At 69.7% G+C, this 25,388-nt stretch carries 16 protein-coding genes, 2 tRNA genes and 1 pseudogene; 8 read left to right on the plus strand and 11 right to left on the minus strand.

Annotated features, from left to right (window positions below):
* Window position 1 precedes the first annotated feature (1 nt).
* On the plus strand, window positions 2-1,000 hold the full coding sequence (locus tag QRX50_RS47890; protein ID WP_285969668.1) for an asparaginase: 999 nt from the start codon (window positions 2-4) through the stop codon (window positions 998-1,000).
* 6 nt (window positions 1,001-1,006) lie between these two features.
* On the opposite strand, the gene QRX50_RS47895 is transcribed toward QRX50_RS47890, so the two are convergent.
* The 3 genes from QRX50_RS47895 to QRX50_RS47905 form a co-directional block, all read right to left on the minus strand.
* Window positions 1,007-1,486 carry a cysteine dioxygenase gene (locus QRX50_RS47895; RefSeq protein WP_285969669.1) on the minus strand — a complete coding sequence of 160 codons (480 nt, stop codon included), beginning with the start codon at window positions 1,484-1,486 and terminating at the stop codon, window positions 1,007-1,009.
* Between the two features lie 188 nt (window positions 1,487-1,674).
* Complete coding sequence (locus tag QRX50_RS47900; RefSeq protein WP_285969670.1) at window positions 1,675-2,700, minus strand: NAD(P)H-dependent glycerol-3-phosphate dehydrogenase; 1,026 nt, start codon at window positions 2,698-2,700, stop codon at window positions 1,675-1,677.
* A complete protein-coding gene (locus QRX50_RS47905) occupies window positions 2,700-3,404 on the minus strand; it encodes a lysophospholipid acyltransferase family protein (RefSeq protein WP_285969671.1) in 705 nt (234 codons plus the stop codon). The genes QRX50_RS47900 and QRX50_RS47905 overlap by 1 nt, the downstream gene beginning before the upstream one ends.
* Window positions 3,405-3,516: 112 nt before the next feature.
* Here QRX50_RS47905 and cofC point away from each other — a divergent pair, with 112 nt between their 5' ends.
* The 3 genes and pseudogenes from cofC (at window position 3,517) to QRX50_RS47920 (ending at window position 7,644) form a co-directional block, all read left to right on the plus strand.
* A complete protein-coding gene (cofC, locus tag QRX50_RS47910; protein WP_285969672.1) occupies window positions 3,517-4,149 on the plus strand; it encodes a 2-phospho-L-lactate guanylyltransferase in 633 nt (210 codons plus the stop codon).
* Between the two features lie 56 nt (window positions 4,150-4,205).
* On the plus strand, window positions 4,206-6,695 hold the full coding sequence (locus QRX50_RS47915; RefSeq protein ID WP_285969673.1) for an RNA degradosome polyphosphate kinase: 2,490 nt from the start codon (window positions 4,206-4,208) through the stop codon (window positions 6,693-6,695).
* Window positions 6,692-7,644: pseudogene (locus QRX50_RS47920) on the plus strand (NUDIX hydrolase). Before QRX50_RS47915 ends, QRX50_RS47920 begins: the two are co-directional and overlap by 4 nt.
* A 2,144-nt stretch (window positions 7,645-9,788) precedes the next feature.
* Here QRX50_RS47920 and QRX50_RS47925 read toward each other — a convergent pair.
* From QRX50_RS47925 to QRX50_RS47935, 3 genes are all read right to left on the minus strand, one after another.
* Window positions 9,789-10,457, minus strand: coding sequence for an HU family DNA-binding protein (locus QRX50_RS47925; RefSeq protein ID WP_285969674.1), 669 nt, complete (start codon window positions 10,455-10,457; stop codon window positions 9,789-9,791).
* 891 nt (window positions 10,458-11,348) lie between these two features.
* Window positions 11,349-11,879 (minus strand): cysteine dioxygenase, encoded by a 531-nt coding sequence (locus tag QRX50_RS47930; RefSeq protein ID WP_285969675.1) that lies wholly within the window; start codon window positions 11,877-11,879, stop codon window positions 11,349-11,351.
* A gap of 253 nt (window positions 11,880-12,132) precedes the next feature.
* Window positions 12,133-12,834, minus strand: coding sequence for an IclR family transcriptional regulator (locus tag QRX50_RS47935; protein WP_220237623.1), 702 nt, complete (start codon window positions 12,832-12,834; stop codon window positions 12,133-12,135).
* A gap of 143 nt (window positions 12,835-12,977) precedes the next feature.
* Here QRX50_RS47935 and leuC point away from each other — a divergent pair, with 143 nt between their 5' ends.
* The 3 genes from leuC (at window position 12,978) to QRX50_RS47950 (ending at window position 15,878) form a co-directional block, all read left to right on the plus strand.
* The gene (gene leuC / locus QRX50_RS47940; RefSeq protein WP_285969676.1) at window positions 12,978-14,405 is read left to right on the plus strand and encodes a 3-isopropylmalate dehydratase large subunit; all 1,428 of its coding nucleotides are present in this window, start codon (window positions 12,978-12,980) and stop codon (window positions 14,403-14,405) included.
* A gap of 26 nt (window positions 14,406-14,431) precedes the next feature.
* Window positions 14,432-15,034 (plus strand): 3-isopropylmalate dehydratase small subunit, encoded by a 603-nt coding sequence (gene leuD, locus QRX50_RS47945; protein ID WP_285969677.1) that lies wholly within the window; start codon window positions 14,432-14,434, stop codon window positions 15,032-15,034.
* 241 nt (window positions 15,035-15,275) lie between these two features.
* A complete protein-coding gene (locus tag QRX50_RS47950; protein WP_285969678.1) occupies window positions 15,276-15,878 on the plus strand; it encodes an HU family DNA-binding protein in 603 nt (200 codons plus the stop codon).
* Between the two features lie 2,673 nt (window positions 15,879-18,551).
* On the opposite strand, the gene QRX50_RS47955 is transcribed toward QRX50_RS47950, so the two are convergent.
* The 3 genes from QRX50_RS47955 to QRX50_RS47965 all read right to left on the minus strand — a co-directional run bounded on the left by QRX50_RS47955 (window position 18,552) and on the right by QRX50_RS47965 (window position 19,684).
* A tRNA-Glu gene (locus QRX50_RS47955) sits at window positions 18,552-18,624 on the minus strand.
* A 101-nt stretch (window positions 18,625-18,725) separates the two neighbouring features.
* Window positions 18,726-18,797: transfer RNA gene (locus tag QRX50_RS47960), tRNA-Gln, on the minus strand.
* A gap of 50 nt (window positions 18,798-18,847) precedes the next feature.
* Entirely contained in the window at window positions 18,848-19,684 is an 837-nt protein-coding gene (locus QRX50_RS47965) for an HAD family hydrolase (protein ID WP_220237619.1), read from the minus strand.
* 343 nt (window positions 19,685-20,027) lie between these two features.
* Here QRX50_RS47965 and QRX50_RS47970 point away from each other — a divergent pair, with 343 nt between their 5' ends.
* Entirely contained in the window at window positions 20,028-21,269 is a 1,242-nt protein-coding gene (locus tag QRX50_RS47970) for an FAD-dependent oxidoreductase (protein ID WP_285969679.1), read from the plus strand.
* Window positions 21,270-22,527: 1,258 nt separating this feature from the next.
* Here the strand turns inward: QRX50_RS47970 and QRX50_RS47975 are convergent.
* The gene (locus tag QRX50_RS47975; RefSeq protein ID WP_285969680.1) at window positions 22,528-23,301 is read right to left on the minus strand and encodes a fumarylacetoacetate hydrolase family protein; all 774 of its coding nucleotides are present in this window, start codon (window positions 23,299-23,301) and stop codon (window positions 22,528-22,530) included.
* Between the two features lie 268 nt (window positions 23,302-23,569).
* The gene (gene cimA / locus QRX50_RS47980) at window positions 23,570-25,192 is read right to left on the minus strand and encodes a citramalate synthase (protein WP_285969681.1); all 1,623 of its coding nucleotides are present in this window, start codon (window positions 25,190-25,192) and stop codon (window positions 23,570-23,572) included.
* Between the last annotated feature and the right edge of the window lie 196 nt (window positions 25,193-25,388).

The following is a 25,388-nucleotide window of genomic DNA, read 5'->3' on the forward strand; positions in this document are numbered from 1 at the left end:
CATGACTCGTGCTCTTGTCGCTGTCGCCGCGCTGGGCGGCACCATTTCCATGGCCCCTGGCCGCTCGATCGAAGCCGGGGTGGTGCCTCGGCTGACCGCCGAGGACCTGCTCGGCGACCTCGGCACCGACCTGCCGATGGACGTCACGGCGGCCACGCTCGCCGGCATCTCCAGCGCGTCGATGGACTACGAGACGCTGCTGCGGACACGCCAATGGGGCCTGCAGCAGGTGGCGGCGGGCGCGGCGGGACTCGTCGTGGTGCAGGGCACGGACACTCTCGAGGAAACGGCGTACTTCTTCGAGCTGACCTGGCCCCACGACGTGCCGGTGGTGGTCACCGGGGCGATGCGCAACCCGAGCCTGCCCAGCGCGGACGGTCCCGCGAACCTCCTGGCGGCACTGACCGTCGCGGCCGAACCTCGCAGCCGCGGGCGCGGTGCGCTGGTGGCGTTCAACGACGACGTGCACTCGGCCCGCTGGGTGCGCAAGGCACACGCGAGCCACCTCGAAGCGTTTTCCTCGAACCCGGCGGGACCGCTCGGGCTCGTCGCGGAACGCGCCGTGCACTACTTCCACCCGGCCGGCGGACGTCCGTCCGCCCTTCCGGTGGAAAGCGCCGACTTCTCGGCGCTGGTTCCGTTGGTGGAAGCGGGCATCTCGGATTCCGGCGAGCTGCTCAAGCTCGTGCTCGGCGGCGGCGCCCGCGGGGTGGTCGTGGCGGCCAACGGCGTCGGCCACGTTTCGTGCGGGACCGCCGACGTGATCGCCGACGCGAAGGTGCCGATCGTCGTCGCGTCACGCACCGGCGCGGGCACGACGTTCCGCGCCACCTACGGTTTCCACGGCTCCGAGTCGAGCCTGATCCGCCTCGGCGCGACGATGGCGGGCTGGCTGGACCCCCGCAAAGCCCGCGTCCTGCTTCAGATCCTGCTCGCCAGCGGTGCCTCGCGCGAACACGTCGAGCAGGAGTTCCGCCTGCGCGGCGACCTGGACCGCTGAGCGTTTTCAGTCCCGGACCGGACCACCGAGCGGGTCGAGGTGGTACGGCCGCATCGCGCGCGGTCCGTCGCGGTAGACGTGCACGCTGATCGCCGGGTCCGGCCCGTCGTTGCGCACCTCGTGCACGTACCCGGGCCCGAACACGCGCGACTGCCCGGCGGCCAGCGCGTGCACCTCGGTGACCGCGCGGCCGTCGGGCGAACGGCGCGCGACGGTCTCGGTCAGCCGGCCCGACACGACCGTGAACGCGCCGGTCGAGAACTCGTGGTCGTGCAGGTCGGTGTGCTGGCCGGGCAGCCAGCTCAGCAGCCAGACCTCCTGGCCGGCACCGCGTTCCACGAGCGCGGAGAAGCGCTCGTCGGGGTCGTAACGCAGAAGGTTCGCCCAGCGTCCGCGGTCGGCGGCCACCTCGAGGGCGACGCGCACGGGGTGGCGCAGAGCGGGGTTCTCGGGACGCAGCAGGGTGTTGTCCGGGACGGCGAACATGGTCGTTCCTCGCAGGAGAAAAGGCGGAAAAAGCTGGGCCGGGGCTGAGGTCACCGACAACAGCGACACGACGGCATGACCGGGCGGAGGTCACAGGACCCCGGCCGCGCGGTCATCAGGCACATCGTCACGCCGACAGCGAACCAGCGCCGGCCCCGGCGGTCAACCGTTTCCCAGCCCCTGGGAGATCAGCTCCACTCGTGCTTCTGCGAACGCCCCAGCAGCTCGGCGCCGGCCTGGCGCGGGTCCACACCCTCGTGGCAGACGCGGTGCATCGCGTCGGTGATCGGCATGTCCACGCCCAGGCTGCGCGCCAGCTCGCGGATCGACGAGCACGACGCGACCCCCTCCGCGACCTGCCCGCCGGTGGCGGCCTGCGCCTGCTCCAGCGTGTCGCCGCGGCCCAGCCGTTCGCCGAAGGTCCGGTTGCGCGACAGCGGCGACGAGCACGTGGCCACCAGGTCGCCGACGCCGGCGAGACCCGCGAACGTGAGCGGGTCGGCGCCGAGCTTCGTGCCCAGGCGTGCCATCTCCGCGAGGCCGCGGGTGATCAGCGTCGCCATCGTGTTGGCCCCGAGGCCCAGGCCCGCGGCCATGCCGCAGCTGAGCGCGATCACGTTCTTGCACGCACCACCGAGCTCGCAGCCCACGACGTCGGTGTTGGTGTACGGGCGGAAGTACTGGTTCGAGCTCGCCCGCTGGATCGCCACCGCGCGCTCGTGGTCCGCACACGCCAGCACCGCCGCGGCCGGCTGCGCCGCGGCGATCTCCCGGGCCAGGTTCGGCCCGGAGACGACCACGATCTCGCCCGCGTCGACCTTCGCCAGCTCGGCGATCACCTCGCTCATCCGCTTGAGCGTGCCCAGCTCCACGCCCTTGGCCAGGCTCACGAGGATGGCCTCGGGCGGCAGCAGCGGCTGCCACGCCGTGAGGTTCTTGCGCAGGCTCTGGCTCGGCACGCCGAGGACCACGGCCTGCGCGCCCTCGAGCGCGGCCGCCGGATCGGCCGTCGCCGTGATGCGCTCGGGCAGCCGGGTGCCGGGCAGGTAGGACTCGTTCGAATGCCGCGTCGTGATCTCCTCGGCGACCGACTCGCGGCGCGCCCACATGGTCACGTCGCGGCCGGCGTCGCCGAGGACCTTGGCGAACGCCGTGCCCCACGAGCCGGCGCCGAGCACCGTCACCCGCTGGACGTCGGTGGCGAAGGCGGCCATCAGGCGCCGTCCTCCGGCTTCTTCACAGGCGGCTCCTCGTGGCGGATCTCGCCCAGCAGCCGGGTGACCTCGTCCATCATCAGCTTGGTGACCTCCCGCAGCGTCGCGGCGCTGCGGGGGTTGGCGTTCTCGTAGGCCGACAGGTCCAGCGGGTCGCCGATCAGGTGCGTCACGGTCTTGCGCGGGAACGGCGTGAACTTCTTCGTGTAGCCGTTGTAGATCTGGCTGGTGCCCCAGCGCGCGATCGGGATCACCGGGGCGTCGTTCTGCAGCGCCAGCCGCGCGACACCGGTGAACGACTCCTTGGGCCAGCCGGCCGGGTCCTTCGTGATCGTGCCCTCGGGGTAGATCACGACGATCTTGCCCTCGGCCAGCGCCTCGTGCGCGGCCCGGAGGCTGTCGCCCGCCGCGCTGGACTTGCGCGACACCGGAATCTGGCCCGACGAGGTCGCGATCTTCCCCAGGACCGGGACCTTGAGCAGGCTGTCTTTGAGGAAGAACCGCGGCACGCGCTTCTGGCGGTGCACGAACACCGCGTCCACCACCGGGTCGAGGTGGGAGATGTGGTTCAGCACGAGCACTGCCGGGCCCTGGCGCGGAATTTTCTCCGCGCCGAGGTACGACCGCTTCCCGATGCGGGTCAGCGGGTAGAACACGAACGCGGCCAACCCCACCCAGAAGCCGCCCTTCTCACGCCGTGCCAAGTCTCCTCCTCCGAACGATCCACTCCGCCAGATCCTGCCGCGCCCGGGTTCACGCAGTCCAGGGAGGGTGCGCTCACCACGCACCGCGGAGCTTTCGGGTAAAGATGGACAGGTGGACGTGGACCTGGTCGTGCCGTTGAAACACCCCCGCGTGGGCAAGTCGCGCCTGCGGGGCGCGGTCGTCGAGGCGGAGCACGCCGAACTCGTGCTGGCGCTGGCCTACGACACGCTGGCGGCGGTCACTTCGGTGGCCGGAGTGCGGCGCGTGCTCGTGGTGGCCGCGGACCCGGCGGCGGTGTCCGAACTGGCCGGTCTGGGCGTCGAGCTGGTGGCCGAACCGGGCGACGGCGGGCTGAACGAAGCCCTGCGTCACGGTGCGGCTCTGCTGCGCGACGGCGAGCCGGGCGGCATCGTCGGCGCCCTGCAGGCCGATCTGCCGGCCTTGCGCGCGGGTGATTTCGCCGCCGCGCTGGCCGAGGCGGCGGGGCGGCGCGCGTTCGTCGCCGACCACCAGGGCACGGGCACCACGCTGCTGCTGTCGGCTCCCGGCGCGCCGCTCGACCCGCGGTTCGGCGCCGCTTCCGCCCAGCGGCACACCGAATCCGGAGCCGTCCCGCTGGCCGGGGCGATGGTGTCGTTGCGCAGCGACGTGGACACTTCGGACGATCTCGAACACGTGCGCGTGCTCGGCGTCGGCAAACGCACGGCGGCGCTGCTGCCCGACGAAACCGTCCCATTGGGCTGAAGGTGTTCATTTGACCTTCACCGCGGTCTGCGCAATCTGCTGCTTCGTAGTGAACAATGGGCATCGTGAGCACAGACGACGCCAGCACATCCGCCCGGAACGGACAGCCCGCCCGGCGGCGCAGGGCCAGCGCGGCGAAAGCTGAGGCGCCTGGAAGCCCCGCACGACACACCAGCGCAGCGAAGAAGACGACTCCGGGCAAGAGCGTCGCTTCCGCGGACGCGGTGACCACGGCCGCCCGCGCGACCGCGGCCAAGGCGGGCACCAATGCCGCCGGCAAGGCCAAGACCGCCAAGAGCGAACCGAAAACCGCGCCGGTGAAAACCTCGCGGGCCCGCAAGACCACAGCGGCCACGGCCGTGGCCGCCCCGGAGACGGCCCGGCCCGCGACCCGGCGCACGACGGCCGCGCTCGACGCCTCGGGCGACGATTTCCGCGGCGTGCCCTCGGCCCCGCCCGCCGTCACTTCCGCCGCGCCGACCGCCGTCGAAACGCTGCCCGACGACCGGTACTTCAACCGCGAGCTGTCCTGGCTCGACTTCAACGCGCGGGTGCTCGCCCTCGCCGAGGACGAGTCGCAGCCGCTGCTGGAGCGGGCGAAGTTCCTGGCCATCTTCGCGTCCAATTTGGACGAGTTCTACATGGTCCGCGTGGCCGGGCTGAAGCGCCGCGACGACACCGGCCTGTCCGTGCGCAGCGCCGACGGCCTCACCCCGCGCGAGCAGCTGGACTACATCGCCAAGCGCAACCAGGACCTGGTGGAGCGCCACATCGGCGCGTTCGAGAACCATCTGCGCCCGGAGCTCGCGAAGCAGGACATCCAGCTCGTCGGCTGGGCCGACCTCGCCGGCGTCGACCAGCTGCGGCTGTCGAGCTACTTCTCCGAGCAGATCTTCCCGGTGCTCACGCCGCTGGCCGTCGACCCGGCGCACCCGTTCCCGTACATCTCGGGCCTGTCGCTCAACCTCGCGGTGACGGTGCGCGACCCGCAGGGCGGCACGGAGCGCTTCGCCCGAGTGAAGGTGCCGAGCAACGTGCCGCGCCTCATGCGCGTCGAGACCGAACGCACCAGTCGCACGGCCACGTTCCTGCCGCTGGAGGAGCTCATCGCCGCGCACCTGGGCGAGCTGTTCACCGGCATGGAGGTGACGGAGCACCACGTGTTCCGCGTCACCCGCAACGCCGACTTCGAGGTCGAGGAAGACCGCGACGAGGACCTCCTGCAGGCTCTGGAACGCGAGCTCGCGCAGCGGCGCTTCGGCCCGCCCGTGCGGCTCGAGGTCGCCGAGGACATGAGCGAGCACATGCTCGAGCTGCTGCTTCGCGAGCTCGAGGTGGACCCGGAAGACGTCGTCGAGGTGCCGGGCCTGCTCGACCTGACCTGCCTGCACCAGCTGTCCGGTGTGGACCGCAAGGAGCTCAAGGACCGGTCCTTCGTGCCGGCGACGCACCCGGCGTTCGGCGAGCGCGAGACGCCCAAGAGCGTGTTCGCGACGCTGCGCGAGGGCGACGTGCTGGTGCACCATCCGTACGACTCGTTCTCCACGAGCGTGCAGCGCTTCATCGAGCAGGCCGCGGCCGACTCGAAGGTGCTGGCGATCAAGCAGACGCTCTACCGCACGTCGGGCGACTCCCCGATCGTCGACGCGCTGATCGACGCCGCCGAGGCCGGCAAGCAGGTCGTCGCGCTGGTCGAGATCAAGGCGCGCTTCGACGAGCAGGCCAACATCACGTGGGCGCGCACGCTGGAGCGCGCGGGCGTGCACGTGGTCTACGGCCTCGTCGGGCTCAAGACCCACTGCAAGGTGTCGATGATCGTGCGCCAGGAAGGCTCGACCATCCGGCGCTACTGCCACATCGGCACCGGCAACTACAATCCGAAGACCGCGCGCCTGTACGAGGACATCGGCCTGTTCACCGCCGACCCCAGCATCGGCGCCGACGTGACCGACCTGTTCAACGTGCTCACGGGCTACTCGCGGCAGGACACCTACCGCACGATCCTCACGTCGCCCCACGGCATCCGCCGCGGCATCGTGCGCGCGATCGGCGAGGAGATCGAGCTCGCGCGCGCCGGACAGGACGCCGGGATCCGCATCAAGTGCAACTCGCTCGTCGACGAGCAGGTGATCGACGCGCTGTATCACGCTTCGCAGGCCGGGGTGCCCGTCGACGTGGTGGTGCGCGGGATCTGCGCGCTGAAGCCGGGTGTCGAGGGGCTGTCGGAGAACATCCGCGTCCGCTCGATCCTGGGCCGGTTCCTGGAGCACTCGCGGGTGTTCCACTTCCGCGCGGGCGGCACGCACTGGATCGGCAGCGCCGACATGATGCATCGCAACCTCGACCGCCGCATCGAAGCGCTGGTGCGCGTGAAGGACACGAAGCTCACGCAGCAACTCGACGCCGTGCTCGACTCGGCGCTCGACCCGACCACGCGGTGCTGGGTCCTCACGGCGAGCGGCGAATGGCAGCCCTCCCCCGGCGCCGGTTCGCAGGTGCGTGACCACCAGGTCGAGCTCGCCAAGCTGCACGGGGCCGCCGGATGAGCGTGGACGTCCGCGCAGCCGGTGCGGTGCTGTGGCGCCGCGCCGGCGACGGGTTCGAGGTGGCCCTGGTGCACCGGCCTCGGTACGACGACTGGTCATTGCCGAAGGGCAAGGTCGATTCGGGTGAGACCCTCGCCGCCACCGCGGTGCGGGAGGTGTGGGAGGAAACCGGCTACCGCGTGGTGCTCGGGCGCCACATCGCGCAGAGCGTGTACGACGTGCCCGCCCGCAGCGGCGGTGGCGTGCTGAAGAAGACCGTCGACTACTTCAGCGGCGAAGCCGTGTCTGGGACTTTCCTGGCCAACGACGAGGTCGACGAGGTGCGCTGGCTCGACGCGCTCGCGGCCGAGCGGCTCCTCACGCGCGACACCGACGTGCGCGTGCTGCGCGAGTTCTGCGCGCTGCCGGTGTCGCTGATCACCGTGCTGCTCGTCCGCCACGCCAAGGCGGGCAAACGCGACGACTGGACCGGCGACGACGACCTGCGCCCCCTGTCCGACGCCGGCCAGCGCCAAGCCGAGGCCCTGCGGGAATTGCTGCCGTGCTTCGGCCCGGACCGGGTCTTTTCGGCCCCACGGCTTCGCTGCGTGCAGACCGTGCGCGGCGTCGCGGAGGACCTGGGCGTCGACGTGCGCCACGAGAACCTCCTGTCGGAAGAGGGCTACTGGCCCGACCCGGTCCTCGGCATCGCCCGCCTCCTCGCCATCGCCGGCGGCGGGGGCACCCCCTTGATCGCCAGCCAGGGCGGCGTGATCCCGGACCTGATCAGCGCACTGGCCGACCGCGACGGCACCGAGCTCGCCGCCGCCCGCAGAGGTGTCGTACCCAGCAAGAAAGGCTCCCTCTGGGTCCTTTCCTTCCTCCCCCGGCCGGCGACGTCGGCCCGCGCTTGGCAAGCGCGGACTACTACCCGACGCCGTTGCCCGCGCCCGCCCCGTCACGGCACTGACGCAGTTCTTGTGTTCGGGCCTCCCCGCCGGCCGTTGTCGCCGCCGGGGAGGCCTTCCGCGTTTCGGGGAATGGCGGTGTTCGAATGGGCTCGAAAAGTGGGCAGGTCGCTATTCGCGGGATGGCCGGGGGTGGGGATTCTATAGAGATGGCTATTCCCGCCGGGGTCGCCGGCTATGGGTACACAAGTCCGCCCGAACGGCGGATCAAGCACTCGGGGGTCGGGGGGCGGGGTGAAATTTCACCTCGCCTTGCTTCGTCGGCCGCCGGTAGGGGTGCTCAGGCTCGCCATGGGCTGCTGGTCTTGATGCTGCCGAACCCGCCATTGTTCTGTGGCCTTCGTCGCCCCAGCGACGCTCCCACGCCCGGGACTCCCTGCTGCAGCAACGGTCTCGGCTGAGCCTTGTTCGCTTCCCGCTGGGTGTGAATCCGCAGCTCCAGGCCACATCTGCTGACCGGGTCCCGGATGCGTTGCCCCGCAGTCGATCCACCCGACGGCCCCGCCATTCCCGCTCTCCGCCCCCGCGGAAATCCTGCCGACCACGAAGCGGCGAACGCCACCACTTCCCCACACCGAGGCACCCGACAACGTGCTGCAAGATCCAGCCCGGCGCCCTCGTCGCTCCGGCCCCGCCAGCCCCTCCCACAGCCCAGAGCAGAGCGAACACCAGGCTGTGCCCGACTGCTCCCACACCCCGTGGGCACCCGACAACATGCGGCAGGGCCCAAGCTGGCGACCCCGTCGCTCAGACCCGCCAGCCACTTTCCCATCCCAGACCAGGGCGAGCACCGAGCTATGCGCCACCACGCCCGCACACCACAGGCACCCGACAACATCCGGCAAGATCCAAGCCGGCGACCCCGTCGCTGGCCCGCCAGCCACTTTCCCATCCCAGACCAGGGCGAGCACCGAGCTATGCGCCACCACGCCCGCACACCACAGGCACCCGACAACATCCGGCAAGGCCCAAGCTGGCGCCCTGTTGCTCCGGCCCACCAGCCTCTCCCACAGTCCAGGCCTGAGCGAACACCGAGCTATGCGCGACTACGCCCTCACACCACAGGCACTCGACAACGTGCGGCAAAGTCCAGCCCGGCGCCCTCGTCGCTCCAGCCCTGCCAGCCCCTCCCTCAGTCCAGGCCAGAGCGAACACCGGGCTGTGCGCCACTTCCCCCGGGCCACAGCAGCCCGCCGCCCGCGAAGGGCACGGCTTCTCCGCCCTTCCACCGCACCACCATTCGCCACCCAGCAGGCCACACCGCCGCCTCCCGCAAGCGCCGAGCCCGACCACTCCAGCCATTTCCGCTCAGCACCAAGACCGCCCCCGTAGAGATGCAGGAGAATCGTCCGGGCCTCGCCGCTCCACCACGACGTACCCAATCCGTCGCAAGCCAAGCGCGCGAACGTGCAGGTAGCGCACCATTTTCGGCGCATCGCGCCTCGGGCGTCCTGCGGATCAAGAGCGCGTGGCAGGGCACCGTCGTGATCTCCTGCGGACGCCCGCTGCCTCATCCCCCTGGCGTGATTCCCATCCCGGCATCCCCCTGTGTGGCAGAGCTACCGGCCCGAGGTCGAGGCCTCACTCTGCTGATAGGAAGCCGGAAGTTGATTGCCGCCCCGCGCTCCTCCGCGCCGTGCTCCGGCAGTGAGCGGGGCCCGAGTGCTGCAGCGATCTACCGCAGGTGCGCCGGCTGTTGTTTGCCCCGGCATTGCGATTGCTTGCGCGGCAGCCGTCCTGCCGGAGCACGCAGGACAGCCCCGATCGCCGGCCGGCGCCCGACCCTGTTCCACCAGCGTGGGGGCGGCCGCCCTGTTCGTCGCGAGTTCTCGACTAATGCGGCAGCGCGTTCTTGTCCGCTGTTCTGCGCTCCGAGCCGAAGAGGTTCGCAGGCCTCGCCATTCCTGTGCAGTGCAGCGATCCTGCAGGCCGAAGGTGCGAGGGGCATCGCTGTCAGCCGCAACCGGGCGACCAAGCCAGGCAGCTGAAGCGCACCGTTCCCCGCCCGGCCGAACATTCCCCAGCCGGTCAGACCCGAAGCACAACACCGCATCCCACTACCCCACACATGCGGCAGGGCCCCCTCCCGAGTTGGGAGGGGGCCCTGCCGTGAAGTGCACGTCCCGGCGTGAGCGCCGGGGTGGTGTTACTTCTTCTTCGCAGCGCTGGTGCGCTTGGCCGCCGGCTTGGCAGCGGTCTTCTTCGCGGCCGGCTTGGCAGCGGCCGGCTTCGCGGCAGCGGCCTTGGTCGCCGTGGCCTTGGCGGCCGGCTTGGCAGCGGCAGCCTTGGTGGTGGCGGCCTTCGCGCGCGTCGCGGCGGGCTTGGCAGCGGCGGTCTTCGTCGCAGCGGCCGGCTTCGCGGCGGTGGCGCGGGTACGCGTCGTGGTGGAGCGCGTGGTGGCCGGGCGGGTCGCCGTGGTGCGCGAGGCAGCCGCACGCGTGCCGGTCGCCGCGGTCGCACGCGTGGTGGTCGCGCGGGAGGCGGTGGCAGCCGTAGCGGTGGTGGTGCGCTTGACGGCGGTGGCCTTCGGCAGCTTCTTCGTGCCGGAGATGACGTCCTTGAACGTCGTGCCCGCGCGGAAGGCCGGCACGTTGGTCTTCTTCACCCGCACCGTCTCACCCGTGCGCGGGTTACGCGCGGTCCGGGCGGCACGGGCACGCTTCTCGAACACACCGAACCCGGTGATGTTCACCTTCTCGCCCTTGTTGACCGTCCGGATGATGATGTCGACGAGACCGTCGACGGCCTCCGAAGCAACCTTTTTGTCGCCCAGACGCTCCGACAGCGCCTCGATCAGCTGGGCCTTGTTGGCCATTCCAGTCCTCCAAGAAGAACTCTTCGTCCACGGCCACGTCGGCCGAACTCTTCAATAGTATTACCCATAACGTGGAGAAGTCCAAACGGGACCCTCGGTTTTTCCGTTGGCGTGTCTGCGGTCCGCCCTTTCGAAGCACTCAGGAACGGTCGGAATAGGCACCACTTTATTCGCTCTTGTGTTCGATTGTTCGCATGGAGTGAGGCTCTACCAGCGGTTTTGGCCCGGACGCCACCCTCACCCCGTGCTTCTCCAGTGGCGGAGGGCGATCTTGCCCCGGGTCCCTGAGTGTCCTTTGCGGACTGACGAACGACGGCCCGACGATCGTCGCGAATCCGGGTGCGCGGCGACCCGGCACGGGGGGCAGGGCTCCTCCGGGGAGGGTCGGAACCCCTGCCGCGGCGGGGTTCGATCACTCCGCGGCGGCGACGGCCGTTGGGTGGCAAAGGACTCGGCAGGCGGACCGGAGCCGGCCCCGAAACCCGACAAAGCAGAGCCCCCAAGAGCGGCAACGGGTGCGCGGCAGGGGTCCGGTCGCGTGACGACTCGGCCAAGCGTGTGACCGGCGAAGGCCCCGGACCGGCGTTCCGTGTGACGCAAGGGCAGGCGGCACTCGGCCGAGCGGGTGGCGCCGCGGTGAACGACGGTTCGGCCGCCCGAAGCCCTGTCAGGGATGGGGATCGGGCCCACACCCGATCCCCGCGGTTGACCTGAGGCACCCGGCTCACTCAGTGAGGGAAAGACCGCTCGGCACGGATACACGAGCCCCTCAAGAGGGCCCGCGAACGCACCGAAAAGCGCCCCGGCCAGAAGCACGGACTAGCAGTGCCAGCCGGAGCGCCGTCAGGGATCAGCAGGTCAGGGGCAGGGTAATCTGTCCACTCAGGACTGTCAGGCGGGGGCGGTGGTCCGGGCGAGCGCGAAGTACCGCTCGTCGCTGTAGGGCCCGGGCGCGCCGGTGGCCGGGTCCCAGATCGTCCGCGACAGCTGGAAGAGATCCCCCAAGTACACGTGCAGCGCCACGGACCACTCGCCGGTCCGGTTGGCCACCGAATGGATCACGCGCTCGTCCATCGGCAGCACGGAGCCGGCTGCCGTGTCGATCTCGCCCGCGCCGGTGAGGCCCGAGCCGTCCGCGCGATAGAAGGTGTTGGTCTCCCGGCCCTCGAGCACGGCGATGCACGCCGGGATGAGGTGGTCGTGCGGCGGGTACTCCGTCCGGGGCCCGATCTCGACCCGCAGCAACGTCAGCGTCGGCTCGGCGTGGAGCACGTGCTCGTCGCCCCCGGAGCCGGGCAGCCAGCCGAGGACCTCGGCGGCGGACGCGGCGACCTCCCGCTGCAGCCGCAGCAGAGCGGCTGCCGGGTCCGGGGCGCGGCCGGCGCGTCGGGCGGCGAGGATCAGGTCGGTGAGTTCGGTCATGAAGGGCTCCGTCCACCTGGGAGGGTCGCGGCCGGTCGGGCCGCGAAGTGGGGACAGGGTGCCATCGACCGGTGTCGTGCGCTCGTGAAGGCGACGGCCGGATTCTCGGCCGGCTCAGATGAGCGGCACAGGTTCGCGGCCAACAGTCGTTTGGTGAACGGCTGTTCGGCGTCACCGCCGAAAAGAAGGCCGCCTCCCCCGGAGGAGAGGCGGCCTGAGGTGGAGAGTGGTGGGAGTCAGCGGGAGCGGAGCGTCAAAGCCGTTCTTGGAGCGCGTCCGCCGCGGCGAGCAGATCGGCGGCCCAGCGCGCGCCCGGTTTGCGGCCGATGCGTTCGATGGGCCCGGAAACCGAGACCGCCGCGACGACCGTGCCCGACGAATCCCGCACGGGCGCCGAGACGCTCGCCACGCCGGGTTCGCGTTCGGCGACGCTCTGCGCCCAGCCGCGGCGGCGCACTTCCAGCAGAGTGCGTTCGCCGTACACGGCTTCGGCGAGAATGGTGCGCTGCGTGTGCGGATCCGACCACGCGGCGAGGACCTTCGCGCCCGAGCCGGCCGTCATCGGCAGGCGCGAGCCGATCGGCACGGTGTCGCGCAGGCCACTCGGCGGCTCGGCCGTGGAGACGCACACGCGCTGCACGCCGTCCCTCCGGTACAGCTGCACGCTTTCGCCCGTGATGTCGCGCAGCTTCGGCAGCACCGAGCTCGCCGCGTCGAGCAACGGGTCGGTCGAGCCGCCCGCCAGCTCGGCGAGCGCGGTGCCCGGGCGCCAGCGGCCGTCCGGTCCCCGGCGCAGCAACCGATGCACTTCGAGACCGACGGCGAGACGGTGCGCCGTCGCCCTCGGTAGTCCCGTGCGTGTGCAGAGTTCCGCCAGCCCACAGGGGTCTTCGGCGACGGCCTGCAGCACCGCCACGGCTTTGTCCAGTACTCCGATACCGCTATGCTGTCCCACGACGCGATACTAACTTCCCGCAGTTTGGGAAGTCCAGAATCTGGGAAAAACGAACTCGAGCTACGCACGTGACGTGGCTCGCCCCGCCTTAGGACGTCGCCCGAGTTCCTTGCTCCCGGCCAACCCCTTGGAAGGAGCCGGAGATGACCAGCCCGACCGGCAAGGCCCGCACGCTGGCGGAGAAGGTGTGGGACAGCCACCTCGTGCGCCGAGGCGAAGGTGCCGAACCGGACCTGCTCTACATCGACCTCCACCTGGTGCACGAAGTCACGAGCCCGCAGGCGTTCGACGGACTCCGGCTGGCCGGGCGGCCCGTGCGCCGTCCCGACCTCACCATCGCGACCGAGGACCACAACGTCCCCACCGTCGACATCGACCTCCCGATCGCGGACCCGGTGTCGCGCACGCAGGTCGACACCCTTCGCCGCAACTGCAAGGAGTTCGGTGTCCGGCTGCATCCGATGGGTGACGTCGAGCAGGGCATCGTGCACGTGATCGGCCCGCAGCTGGGGCTCACGCAGCCCGGCACGACCGTGGTGTGCGGCGACAGTCACACCTCCACCCACGGCGCGTTCGGCGCGATGGCCTTCGGCATCGGCACCTCGGAGGTCGAGCACGTGCTCGCCACCCAGACGCTGCCGCTGCGCAAGTTCAAGACGATGGCGATCACCGTCGACGGCGAGCTGAAGCCGGGCGTCACGGCGAAGGACATCATCCTCGCCGTCATCGCCAAGATCGGCACCGGCGGCGGGCAGGGCTACGTGCTCGAGTACCGCGGCAAGGCCATTGAAGCGCTTTCGATGGAAGCGCGCATGACGGTGTGCAACATGTCGATCGAGGCGGGCGCGCGCGCCGGCATGATCGCCCCGGACGAGACGACCTTCGAGTATCTGAAGGGCCGTCCGCACGCGCCGCAGGGCGCCGACTGGGACGCCGCCGTGGCCGCGTGGCGTGAGCTGCGCACCGACGAGGGCGCCGAGTTCGACGCCGAGGTGCATCTCGACGCCGACGAGCTCACCCCGTTCGTGACCTGGGGTACCAACCCGGGCCAGGGCCTGCCGCTGGGCGCCTCGGTGCCCGACCCGGCCCGGATCGTCGACGAGAACGAGCGCGCCTCGGCCGAGAAGGCCCTGTCCTATATGGACCTGACTCCGGGCACGCCGCTGCGCGAGATCGCGGTGGACACCGTCTTCCTCGGTTCGTGCACCAACGGCCGCATCGAGGACCTGCGCGCGGCCGCCGAGGTGCTGCGCGGGCGCAAGGTCGCCGAGTCCGTGCGGATGCTCGTGGTCCCCGGCTCCATGCGCGTGCGCCAGGCCGCCATCGACGAGGGCCTGGACAAGGTCTTCACCGAGGCCGGCGCCGAGTGGCGGCAGGCGGGCTGCTCGATGTGCCTGGGCATGAACCCGGACCAGCTCGCCCCCGGCGAGCGCAGCGCGTCGACCTCCAACCGCAACTTCGAGGGCAGGCAGGGCAAGGGCGGGCGCACGCACTTGGTGTCGCCGCTCGTGGCCGCCGCCACGGCCGTGCGGGGGACGCTCTCGTCCCCGGCCGACCTGGCCACCGTCTGACCCTTCCCGAGACAGGAGCTCCCACCATGGAACCGTTCACCCAGCACACCGGCATCGGGGTGCCGCTGCGCAGGTCCAACGTGGACACTGACCAGATCATCCCGGCCGTCTACCTCAAGCGTGTGACCCGCACCGGCTTCGAGGACGGCCTGTTCGCCGCCTGGCGCAACCAGGACGACTTCATCCTCAACCAGGAGCCCTTCGACCGCGGCAGCGTCCTGGTCGCCGGCCCCGACTTCGGCACCGGCTCCTCGCGCGAGCACGCCGTGTGGGCGCTCAAGGACTACGGCTTCCGCGCCGTGATCGCCGCCCGCTTCGCCGACATCTTCCGCGGCAACTCCGGCAAGGGCGGCCTCGTCGCCGCCCAGTGCGAGCAGTCGGACGTCGAACTGCTGTGGAAGCTGCTCGAGACCGAGCCCGGCACGGAGGTCACGGTCGACCTCGAGACCAAGACCGTGCGGGCCAAGGACTTCACCGCGCCGTTCCAGATCGACGACTACGTGCGCTGGCGCCTGCTCGAAGGGCTCGACGACATCGGCCTCACCCTGCGCCACGCCGAAGAGATCACCGAGTTCGAATCGACCCGGCCCTCCTGGAAGCCCGTGACCACCCCGATCACGGCCTCCTAGCCCTCGCCCGGGGTACGGATTCCCTGCTCGGAAAGGGAATCCGTGCCCCCGCGGCAAGCCTCTTCACCCGCACCAAACGGCACCTCCCCCGGCCCCGGAAGGGTCCCTCGGGAGGCGGAACCACTCCTCCTGCAAGGGAAAATTCCGCGCGCCGTTTGGAATTTGTGCTGCGTTGGTAATACCGTGGGCGCTAAGTCGGCCGACGTGGCCGTGGACGAAGAGTTCTTCTTGGAGGACTGGAATGGCCAACAAGGCCCAGCTGATCGAGGCGCTGTCGGAGCGTCTGGGCGACAAAAAGGTTGCTTCGGAGGCCGTCGACGGTCTCGTCGACATCATCATCCGGACGGTCAACAAGGGCGAGAAGGTGAACATCACCGGGTTCGGTGTGTTCGAGAAGCGTGCCCGTGCCGCCCGGACCGCGCGTAACCCGCGCACGGGTGAGACGGTGCGGGTGAAGAAGACCAACGTGCCGGCCTTCCGCGCGGGCACGACGTTCAAGGACGTCATCTCCGGCACGAAGAAGCTGCCGAAGGCCACCGCCGTCAAGCGCACCACCACGGCGACCGCCTCGCGCACCACGGCCACCCGCCCCGCGGCGACGCGCTCCACCACGACTCGTACCCGCGCGACGGCCGCGAAGCCGGCCACCGCGACGAAGACCGCCGCCGCCAAGCCGGCCGCCTCGCGCGCTAAGGCCACCACCACCAAGGCTGCCGCTGCCAAGCCGGCCGCGAAGGCCACGGCGACCAAGGCCGCCACGACGAAGGCCGCCGCCAAGCCGGCCGCGAAGAAGACCGCTGCCAAGCCGGCGGCCAGGCGCACCAGCGCTGCGAAGAAGAAGTAGCACCACCCCGGCGCTCACGCCAGGACGTGCACTTCACGGCAGGGCCCCCTCCCAACCCGGGACGGGGCCCTGCCGCATGTCCGGGCTCTTTCGCCCGCCGGTGGCTCCGGCCGATCCCGTCTGTCCGGCAACGGGACCCAGCACCGAACTGACCTGATGTCACTCCAGTTCACGACAACACAGCCCTGGACGGGACTCCCTCTCGTCCTTGCGCCGGCCCCGCCTGCCATCGGCCTGCCGCACCGCAATGCGGCCCGGACGAGGCACCCTCACCGCCCGCGCCGGTTCCACCCTGCCGCACATCACCCTGCCGCAGCGCACCCCAGCCCCAAACCAGACACCCTCACCACTCGCGCCCGGACCACCCCGCCGCACACCGGCCTGCCACACCGCAACACGACCCCGGACAAGACACCTCACCGCCGCCGTCGCTCTCACCCTGCCGCACGACATCCCGGCCACGGATGAGACTGCTCCTTCCTGCCGCCAGTCTCGGTCCGGCCATGGCCGCCTTTGGCCTGCCGCACGGCATCACAACTCCGGACTCGATTGCCCTGCCTCGCTGCCCCGTCGGCCCCGCCTGCCCCACATCGGCCTGCCGCACGGCACCACGGACCTCTGTCCTGTGCCTCGCTGGTGAAGCCAGACCTCACCAGCCCGCCCACGTCCCTGCCTCCGCGACGAATCCTCGCCCACCGCGAGTCTCATCCATCAGATCCGCGCCGCATTCGCTACACGCGTCTTCTCAGTCCCTCAACAGCGATCAGCCCCGAACTCCCCCATCGCCACAATCACTCCGCACTCAATACTCTCCCCGACACAGTTCTCCCCCGCTGCCGCCATATCAGCCAATCCGAATCGACTTTCCTCACAATGTTCGATCCGCCAATCAGTTCCACTCAACGAGGCATCGCCATTGCCTGAGGCCTCCGCCAACACCATCCCCAACCATCACCGAAACGATCTTCGCCGCCCTCACACCCATCCCCATTCACCGTCGAGACTGTCTCCTCGACGCTCCCTCCCCCGCCCCGGCACACAACATCGACCGGTCTCCCAGCTCGCTTCGCGCACAGACCCAGACCCTCCACCATCACCGCCCACCGGTAGTACCGCCGCTGCCCTGCCTTCCACCGCATCGCGGCCAGCCCTGCTCAGCACCCTTCGCGCGCAACGCGCCCCGCCCGCCCATCGCCACTCACCGGCAAACACCGCCACACCAGGCCCGCCCCAGCACAATCGGCCCTCTTCACGCACGAGGCACCGACACCACCGCCCCGCCTGCCAGAAGCTCTCTCCCACGCGTCAGCGCACTCCATCAGACGCTTCTGCCCAGCCCGTTTCCCACACAGAGCACCCGGACCACCACCATCACCACATCACCGCCGCCGCCCCGCGCCCCTCCATCACCCCGCTTCGACCGGCCCCGCCTGCGCCGCCTCTCCGACAGGTCACCCACGCCAAACGCCAGCAGCACCGCCTATCCCGATTCCTCATCCCACGCTTCGGCACAGCCATCGACAGGCCCCACATTCCACTTCCCACCCAACTCACCCATGCCACTCACCGGCGACACCACCTATCCCAATTCCCTGCCCAGGTGGCACTGGCACTGACACTCAGCATCGAGCGGCCCCACCGGCACGCTTCCGACTCGAGGCTCCGGCAGCGCCATCACCCTCGGCACCAACTCCACCTCGCCGTCCCCAAGCATCGAACCCTCGGCCACACGGGCACGCCGCCCACACAAGCCAGCCCCAACGCCACCATCACCGCCGCGCAGGCAATACCGCTTCCTCAAGCCCGCGCCCACCCGCCGGCACACAGCGTGGACCATCCCCGCGCACCAAGAACCGGGCCGCCACCATCCCTGCTGTCAAGCCCGCAAACTCGCCCAAGGTCGTTCGTCGCGCCGAGCAGGGTTCCTCGCCACCCACCGCCCACGCCACAACCGCCAGAACGCCCCGGCGCAGCCAACAACCCAGCCAACCCCGCACCCCAGCTGCACTCGCAGCCCTACGCCCGACCAGCGCAAGGAAGCCCACCGTCGCAGCCGACTGGCACTCCTCCAACTGAGCAGCCGCTGGCTCTGGCTCTGGCTCTGGCTCTGGCTCTGGCTCTGGCTCTGGCTCTGGCTCTGGCTCTGGCTCTGGCTCTGGCTCTGGCTCTGGCTCTGGCTCTGGCTCTGGCTCTGGCTCTGGCTCTGGCTCTGGCTCTGGCTCTGGCTCTGGCTCTGGCTCTGGCTCTGGCTCTGGCTCTGGCTCTGGCTCTGGCTCTGGCGAAAACCAACCAGTATCCCTCACCAGACACAACACGGCGGCCACAAAGCCCGCCACTCCCCCAGATCAAGAACCTGACGGTCCGCCCCGAAACGGCTCCGCTACCCAAGCCATCAGCCGCGTCCCTACCGAGACAAAGATCCGGCGGCCCATGGCCCGCGTGCAGATCCCGCCCGGTCGCGACCCACCGCGTCCATGAGCAACACCCACTGCCCGGCGGCGGTCGGCCTCTCCGAACCAAAGACCCGAGCCGCCACCCCACCGCCACAAACAGTCCCGTGTAGACACCCGCCAACACAGAACAGCGGGCCCTACTCAGCCCCCGAAATCAACCAACCCCAGAAATGCCAAAAACCCAGGTCCGCAACTGCGGAACCTGGGCGGCGATTAACTGTACCCCCGATGGGATTCGAACCCACGCTACCGGCGTGAGAGGCCGGCGTCCTAGGCCGCTAGACGACGGGGGCTTAGGATCTTTCCCCGTTTCCGGGGAGTTATTCTGTTTTTCTTGCTGGAGAGAACTTACCAGAGGCGATTTCTCGCCCTGCAGGGGGGTCACTCTCCGCAGCTGGGGTACCAGGACTCGAACCTAGACTAACTGGACCAGAACCAGTCGTGCTGCCAATTACACCATACCCCAGTGAGGCGCTTTCCCGGCTCGGCCGGTTCAGCACCGCACGGAGATAAATACTAGAGCACGCTGCCGCGCAGCTGCGCAGCGGGGGTCCCCGCCGCGCGCTGGACGGGGACGCCGACGGTCGCGTACTCGGAAACCAGCAGCTCAGGCAGCTCGTCGAGGGTTGTGACCGTGTGTACACCAGCGGGTGCGCGTTCGCCGGTGCGACCGGTCCCGTCACGGTCGAGCCAGACGGCGCCGAGGCCGGCGTCGTACGCGCCGATTGCGTCGGTGTCGAGCTTGTCGCCGACGTGCACGGTCTGCGCCGGGTCGCAGCCCAAGCCGAGGCACACCGAGTGGAACATCACAGGGTCGGGCTTCGCGACGCCGATCTCGCCGGCGATGGCCACGTGGTCGAAGAACGGCGCCAGGCCGAGGTCCGCGATCTTGCGGCGCTGATGCGCGCCCGAGGCATTCGTCACGGCCGCGAGCAACAGCCCCGCGGCGCGCAGCCACTCGAGGCAGGGCAGGACGTCGTCGAACAGTTGCCACGACGTGGCGAGGATGTCGCGCCGGCGCGCCTCGAAGGCGGTCACCTGCGCCGAATCCGCGGAGATGCCGAGCTCGGCGAGGAAACATTCGGTGCGCCGGTGGTGCATCACGTCGTAGCCGAGTTTTCCGGCGACGACCAGCGCCACGTGCTCCTCGGTGATCAAGTCCCACAACGGCCAAAGGTCGCTGCGGCCGGTGAGCGCGTGGAGGCTGACGCGGATCGCGGCGGTGCAGTCGATCAACGTGTCATCGATGTCGAGGCAGACCAGACGCAGTTCCGGAGGCGCCCAAGGTTCGGGTCCGACAGGTGCCGGAGGGGCGGTTCGCGAAGGGGTCGGGGGTGCCACGGCGAAATCCACCCAGTGAGGCTAGGGCACTCACCGCGTTCGCAACGCGGCCAAAAAGGTGATTGCCGCTCCACTGACCCGGCGCACCGCGTCTACTCCCAGTGCGTGGAAAGTGCTGATCCGGTTACGACACGGGAATCCGGCCAACCGCGTGAGTGAACCGATTCGTGCGATGCCAGTGAAACGGTTCAAGCGGCCACCTTGCCACGAAACCGCGCACAAAAGGGCACCTCTTCGCATGCACGAGTCCTCAGTGGACAGTCAGCACCGTGACGCACCGACCACTTGACGTGGGCCCGCCCCGGGTGCATCCTGATTCTATTCAACGGGTGATGAAAAGAGGGAGATGAGTCAGATGACCGAGCACACGCGCTGCGTGGTCGTCGGCGGCGGACCTGCGGGCATGGTCGCCGGCCTGATCCTGGCGAGGGCGGGCGTCGAGGTGACTGTGCTGGAGAAGCACGCCGATTTCCTGCGCGACTTCCGTGGCGACACGGTCCACCCGTCCACCCTCACGTTGCTCGACGAGCTCGGACTGGGCGAAAAGTTCGACGCCATCCCGCACAGCGAGTTGAGGGAAGCTGGCTTCCCCACTGAGGACGGCGGCCTCATGAAGCTCGCCGACCTGTCACTGTTGAACGTTCCACACCCCTACATCGCGATGGTCCCGCAGTGGGACCTGCTCAACCTGCTCGCCGAATCGGCGCAGAAGGAACCGACCTTCACCCTCCGCCTCGAGACGGAGATGACCGGCCTGCTCCGCTCGCGTGGCCGCGTCACGGGCGTGCGCTACCGCACTGCCGACGGCACCGAAGGCGAACTCGAGTCCGACCTCGTCATCGCCGCCGACGGGCGCTGGTCGCTCGCGCGCCGTTCGGGCGGCCTGGAGCCGCGGGAGTTCGATTGCCCCTTCGACGTCTGGTGGTTCCGCCTTTCCCGCCACGAAGGCGAAGCCGGCTCAATGCTCATGCCGCGCATGAACCACCGGCGGTTCGCCGTGCCGCTGCCTCGCAACGGCTACTACCAAATCGCCTACCTCGCACCGAAGGGCGAAGACCTGCGCGCCGCCGGCATCGAGGCCTTCCGCCGCAACGTCGTCGAAGTCTGCCCAGAGTTCGCCGACCGCGTCGACGAACTGGAGACGATGGACGACATCAAGTTCCTCGACGTCCGCCTCAACCGCCTGCACCGCTGGCACGCCGACGGCCTCCTCTGCATCGGCGACGCGGCCCACGCGATGTCGCCCGTCGGCGGCGTCGGCATCAACCTCGCCGTCCAGGACGCGGTCGCCGCCGCGACCCTCCTGGCCGACTCCCTCCTCCGCGGCCTCGCCTCGGAAGGCGACCTCGCGAAGGTCCGCGCCCGCCGCCTACTCCCGACGATCGCCGTCCAGACCCTGCAACGGCTCCTCCACCGCGCCGTGATGCGCCCCGTCATGGCCGGCCACCGCGACGGGCCGCCTCCCCAGCTCATCGCCCTCTTCGCGCGCTTCCCAAAACTCGCCTACATCCCCGCGCGCCTGCTGGGCCTGGGTTTCCGCCCCGAGCACGCCCCGGCCTTCGCCCGGCGCGCGATGGAACCGGCCGGGAAGAAATAGCCACTCGGGGTCAACGGCCGCGCCGCCCAGCCGCGTCCACCACGCCACACAACAAGTCCGCACCCAACCGACTGGCCCTCGATGGCCCGCAACCGCAACTGCAACCGAAGTGCCGCCGCGCATCACGAGCGCGGCGGCGCTCTCGTCCAACCCCCACCAGCTCCGCGACGCCGCACACCAGCTCACTGAACCGCCACCCAGCAGCGGCGAGACCGATCCACTCCGCCACCCAGCAGCGACGCGTACCCGCCCACGCCAACTTCCGTGTCGCCACAAAACGACGACACCAATCCAGCCACCCTGCGTCCACTCGCCGGCAGCGCATCGCCACTGCGCGACACTGCTCCCCCACCGTGCCGCGAAGCTCGATCGCGAAGCCGACACCAAACTCGGCGACGCTTCTCATCGCCAACCGAGGTGTCTCCACCACGCGGCAACGCCCAGCCACACCGCGCATCGCGGCTCGATCGCCGAGCGACTTCGAGCACAACACACCTTTGTCCGCCGACCAGGGCGTCGCCACCGATCGGCAACACCGACCCCGCCCATCCTGCGAAGTGCGATCACCGGATCGTCGCCAAGCCCAGTGACATTCCGGCTCAATCGTCCAATGCCTCCGAGCAAGCGACCCGCTGCCCCTTCGACCAAGGTGTCGCCGCTGAGAGTCAACGCCCACGCCGACCCTGCCGCGAGGTTTGGTCACCCAGGCGAGGCCCAGCCCAGCGACCGCTTTCCCGCGCCCGCCAAGCTGCCGCTGCGGAGCGTCCGCGCTCAACCCAACCGCGCCGCGGACCTCAGCGGGCCGACGCCTCCCAGCTCAGCGGCCATTTTTCCTCCCAGCCAAGGTGTCGCCGCTGAGCGGCAACGCCCACCTCGACTCGGCGCGAGGCTCAGTCATCGGTCAACTCCAAGCCCCACGACTACTTTCACCCGCCCGCCAAGCTGTCGCCGTTGAGCGGCAACACCCCGCCAGACCGGACCGCGAGGCTCGACCGCCGAGCGTCGCCGCTGAGTGGCGGCACCCGCCGTCGCCGCGGCCAGCAGCCGAAAACCAGCAGCGACCTGCCGCCCCAGGCGTTCGCCACTCAGCGGCAACAGCCCCAGCCCACTAAGAAGGCCCAGGCACTGTCGCCACCGAACGGCGAAAGCCCAACCGAACACGAGCCGGTGACGTCAGTCACCACCCCGGAAATACGGAGGCCCACCGGCCGTCGCCATTCAGGGGCGAACGGCCGGCGGGCCTCGGGCCGAACCGAAGTCAGATGTCCTGGACCGGGTTGGTCAGGGTGCCGATGCCTTCGATGGTGATCGAGACCGACTCGCCGTCGACGATCGGGCCGACGCCCTCGGGCGTGCCGGTCAGAATGATGTCGCCAGGCAGCAACGTCATGACGCCCGAGATGAACTCGACCAGCTCCGGTACCTTGTGCACGAGGTCGGACGTGCGGCCGTCCTGCTTGACGTCGCCGTTGACCTCGCTGCGCAGCGCCAGGTCCGACGGATCGATCGACGTCTCGATCCACGGGCCGAGCGGGCAGAAAGTGTCGAAGCCCTTCGCGCGGCCCCACTGGCCGTCGGACTTCTGGAGCTCGCGGGCGCTCACATCGTTGGCCACCGTGTAGCCGAGGATCGCGCTGGCCGCTCGGTCTGCGGACACGTTCTTCACCGGCTGGCCGATGACGATCGCCAGCTCGCCCTCGAAGTCGATGCGACCAACGTCACGCGGGCGGCGAATCGGCACCTTCGGGCCGATGACCGTGGTCGACGGCTTGATGAACAGCATCGGCGCCGCGGGCACCTCGTTGCCGAACTCGGCCGCGTGCTTCGCGTAGTTCCGGCCGACGGCGATGACCTTCGACGGCAGGATCGGCGCGAGCAGGCGGACGTCGGCGAGCGGCCACCGCTTGCCGGTGAAGTTCGGCTGGCCGAACGGGTGCTCGGCGATCTCCAGGACTTGGGCGTCGTCGCCCTCGCCCTCGATCGAAGCGAACGCGACACCACCACTGGGATGAGCAATACGGGCTAGACGCACCCGGTCAGTCTACGTACGCCGCCGCCGAGACGCTCGCCCCCGGCGGCGCGAACGGTCCCTTCGCGCCGTCCTGGAGCGAATGGGCCTCTCGTACCAGCCGCGACCTGCGGATCGATCGCCGCCAAGTGCACGAGAGGTCCGTTCGCCCGCTTTCTCACCCGAAATCCTCGACGACCACGCCGGCCATGCGTCACCCTGACCGCACAGCCATCGACGCACCCCTTCGACACAGCCCACCGACGAACCCGGCAGAAAGGAGCCGCCGATCTCAGACGCGAGCCGTGAGGCTCTTGTGGACGAGCGCGTCGCACAACGCCATCCAGCTCGCCTCCACGATGTTCCCGTGCACACCGACAGTGGTCCATTCCCGCTCACCGTCGCTGGATTCGAGCAGGACACGGGTCACAGCGTGGGTGCCCGGGTTGCTCGGCAGGATGCGCACCTTGTAGTCGGACAGCTCCACGGCGTCCAACCAGGACAGGTGGGGGCTGAGCGCTTCCCGCAGGGCGGCGTCCATCGCGTGCACCGGGCCGTTGCCCTCGGCCGTCGCGATGACGCGTTGGCCGTTCACGTGGACCTTCACCGTCGCCTCCGAAACGACCTCGCCGTCGGACCGGTGGTCGAGGACGACGCGGTAGGACTCCAGGTGGAACGGCGGCGTCACCGGCTCCTCACCGGAGACGTCCTCGACTTCACGGCGCAGCAACAACTCCAGCGACGCATCGGCGGCCTCGAAGGACCAGCCCTCGGCTTCGAGGTCCTTGACCTTGCGCACCGCGTTCGTCAGCGCTTCGGGCCGGCCGGCAAGGTCGACCCCGAGTTCACGTCCCTTGAGCTCGAGGCTGGCCCTGCCGGCCATCTCCGTGACCAGTACCCGCATGCCGTTGCCGACTGAAGATGGATCGATGTGGTTGTACAACAACGGATCCACCTTGATCGCGCTCGCGTGCAGCCCCGCCTTGTGGGCGAAGGCCGACGACCCGACGTAGGCCTGGTGGGTGTCGGGTGCGAGGTTCGCGATTTCGGCAAGCGCATGGGAGACGCGGGTGAGCTCGGCGGCACCTCCGATCGGGAGGACCTCCATGCCGAGCTTGGTCACGAGGTTTCCCGTCACGGCGAACAGGTCGGCGTTGCCGGCGCGTTCCCCGTAACCGTTCGCGGTGCACTGGACGTGCGTCGCGCCGGCCTGCACCGCGGCGACGGAGTTCGCCACGGCGCAGGAAGTGTCGTCCTGGCAATGGATTCCCAAACGGAACCCGGTCTTGTCCTTGACCTCGCGCACAGTCTCCGCGAGGCCGAGCGGCAGCTGGCCGCCGTTGGTGTCGCAGAGCACGAGGACGTCCGCGCCGGCGCAGGCACCGGCGTCGAGTACTCGCAGCGCGGTGTCGGGTGAGAAGGCATACCCGTCGAAGAAGTGCTCGGCGTCGAGGAACACGCGCCTGCCCTCGCCGGTGAGGAACGCGACGGTGTCGCGGACCATGGCGCACGCCTCGTCGACGTCGACGCGCAGCGCGCGTTCGATGTGCCGCAGGTCGGATTTCGCCACCAAGGTGACCACGGGCGCTTCGGCATCCAACAGCGCGCGGACCTGTGGATCCTCGGAGGCGCGGGTGCCCGCCTTGCGCGTCGACCCGAAGGCGACGAGCACGGCGTGCTTCAGCTCCAGCTCACCCTTCGCTGCCCGCGCGAAGAACTCCGTGTCCTTCGGCAACGCACCCGGCCAGCCACCCTCGATGAAGCCCACGCCGAGCTCGTCGAGCAGCCGCGCGACGGCGAGCTTGTCGGTGACGGAGTACGTGATGCCTTCGCGCTGGGCGCCGTCGCGCAGGGTGGTGTCGTAGAGGTGAAAGGCGTCACCGAGGGGCGTTTCGGCGGGCTCCGTGCGGGTCACGGTGTCTCCTTGTGGCGGGGCAGAACCTGTTTCTGGCAACAAAAAAACCTCCCGCATGGGTGCGAGAGGTTGCGCGCCGGAAGCTCTTGTGGAGCGTCTATCCGGCGCGCTCGGCGATAATGATCGAGATGGCGGTCATGGTTTGCATGATGCCACAGCTCCGCGCGGCATCCAAGTGCCGGGCGGAGCTTCCCAC

This window comes from Amycolatopsis sp. 2-15, assembly GCF_030285625.1.
Classification (GTDB): Bacteria; Actinomycetota; Actinomycetes; order Mycobacteriales; family Pseudonocardiaceae; genus Amycolatopsis; species Amycolatopsis carbonis.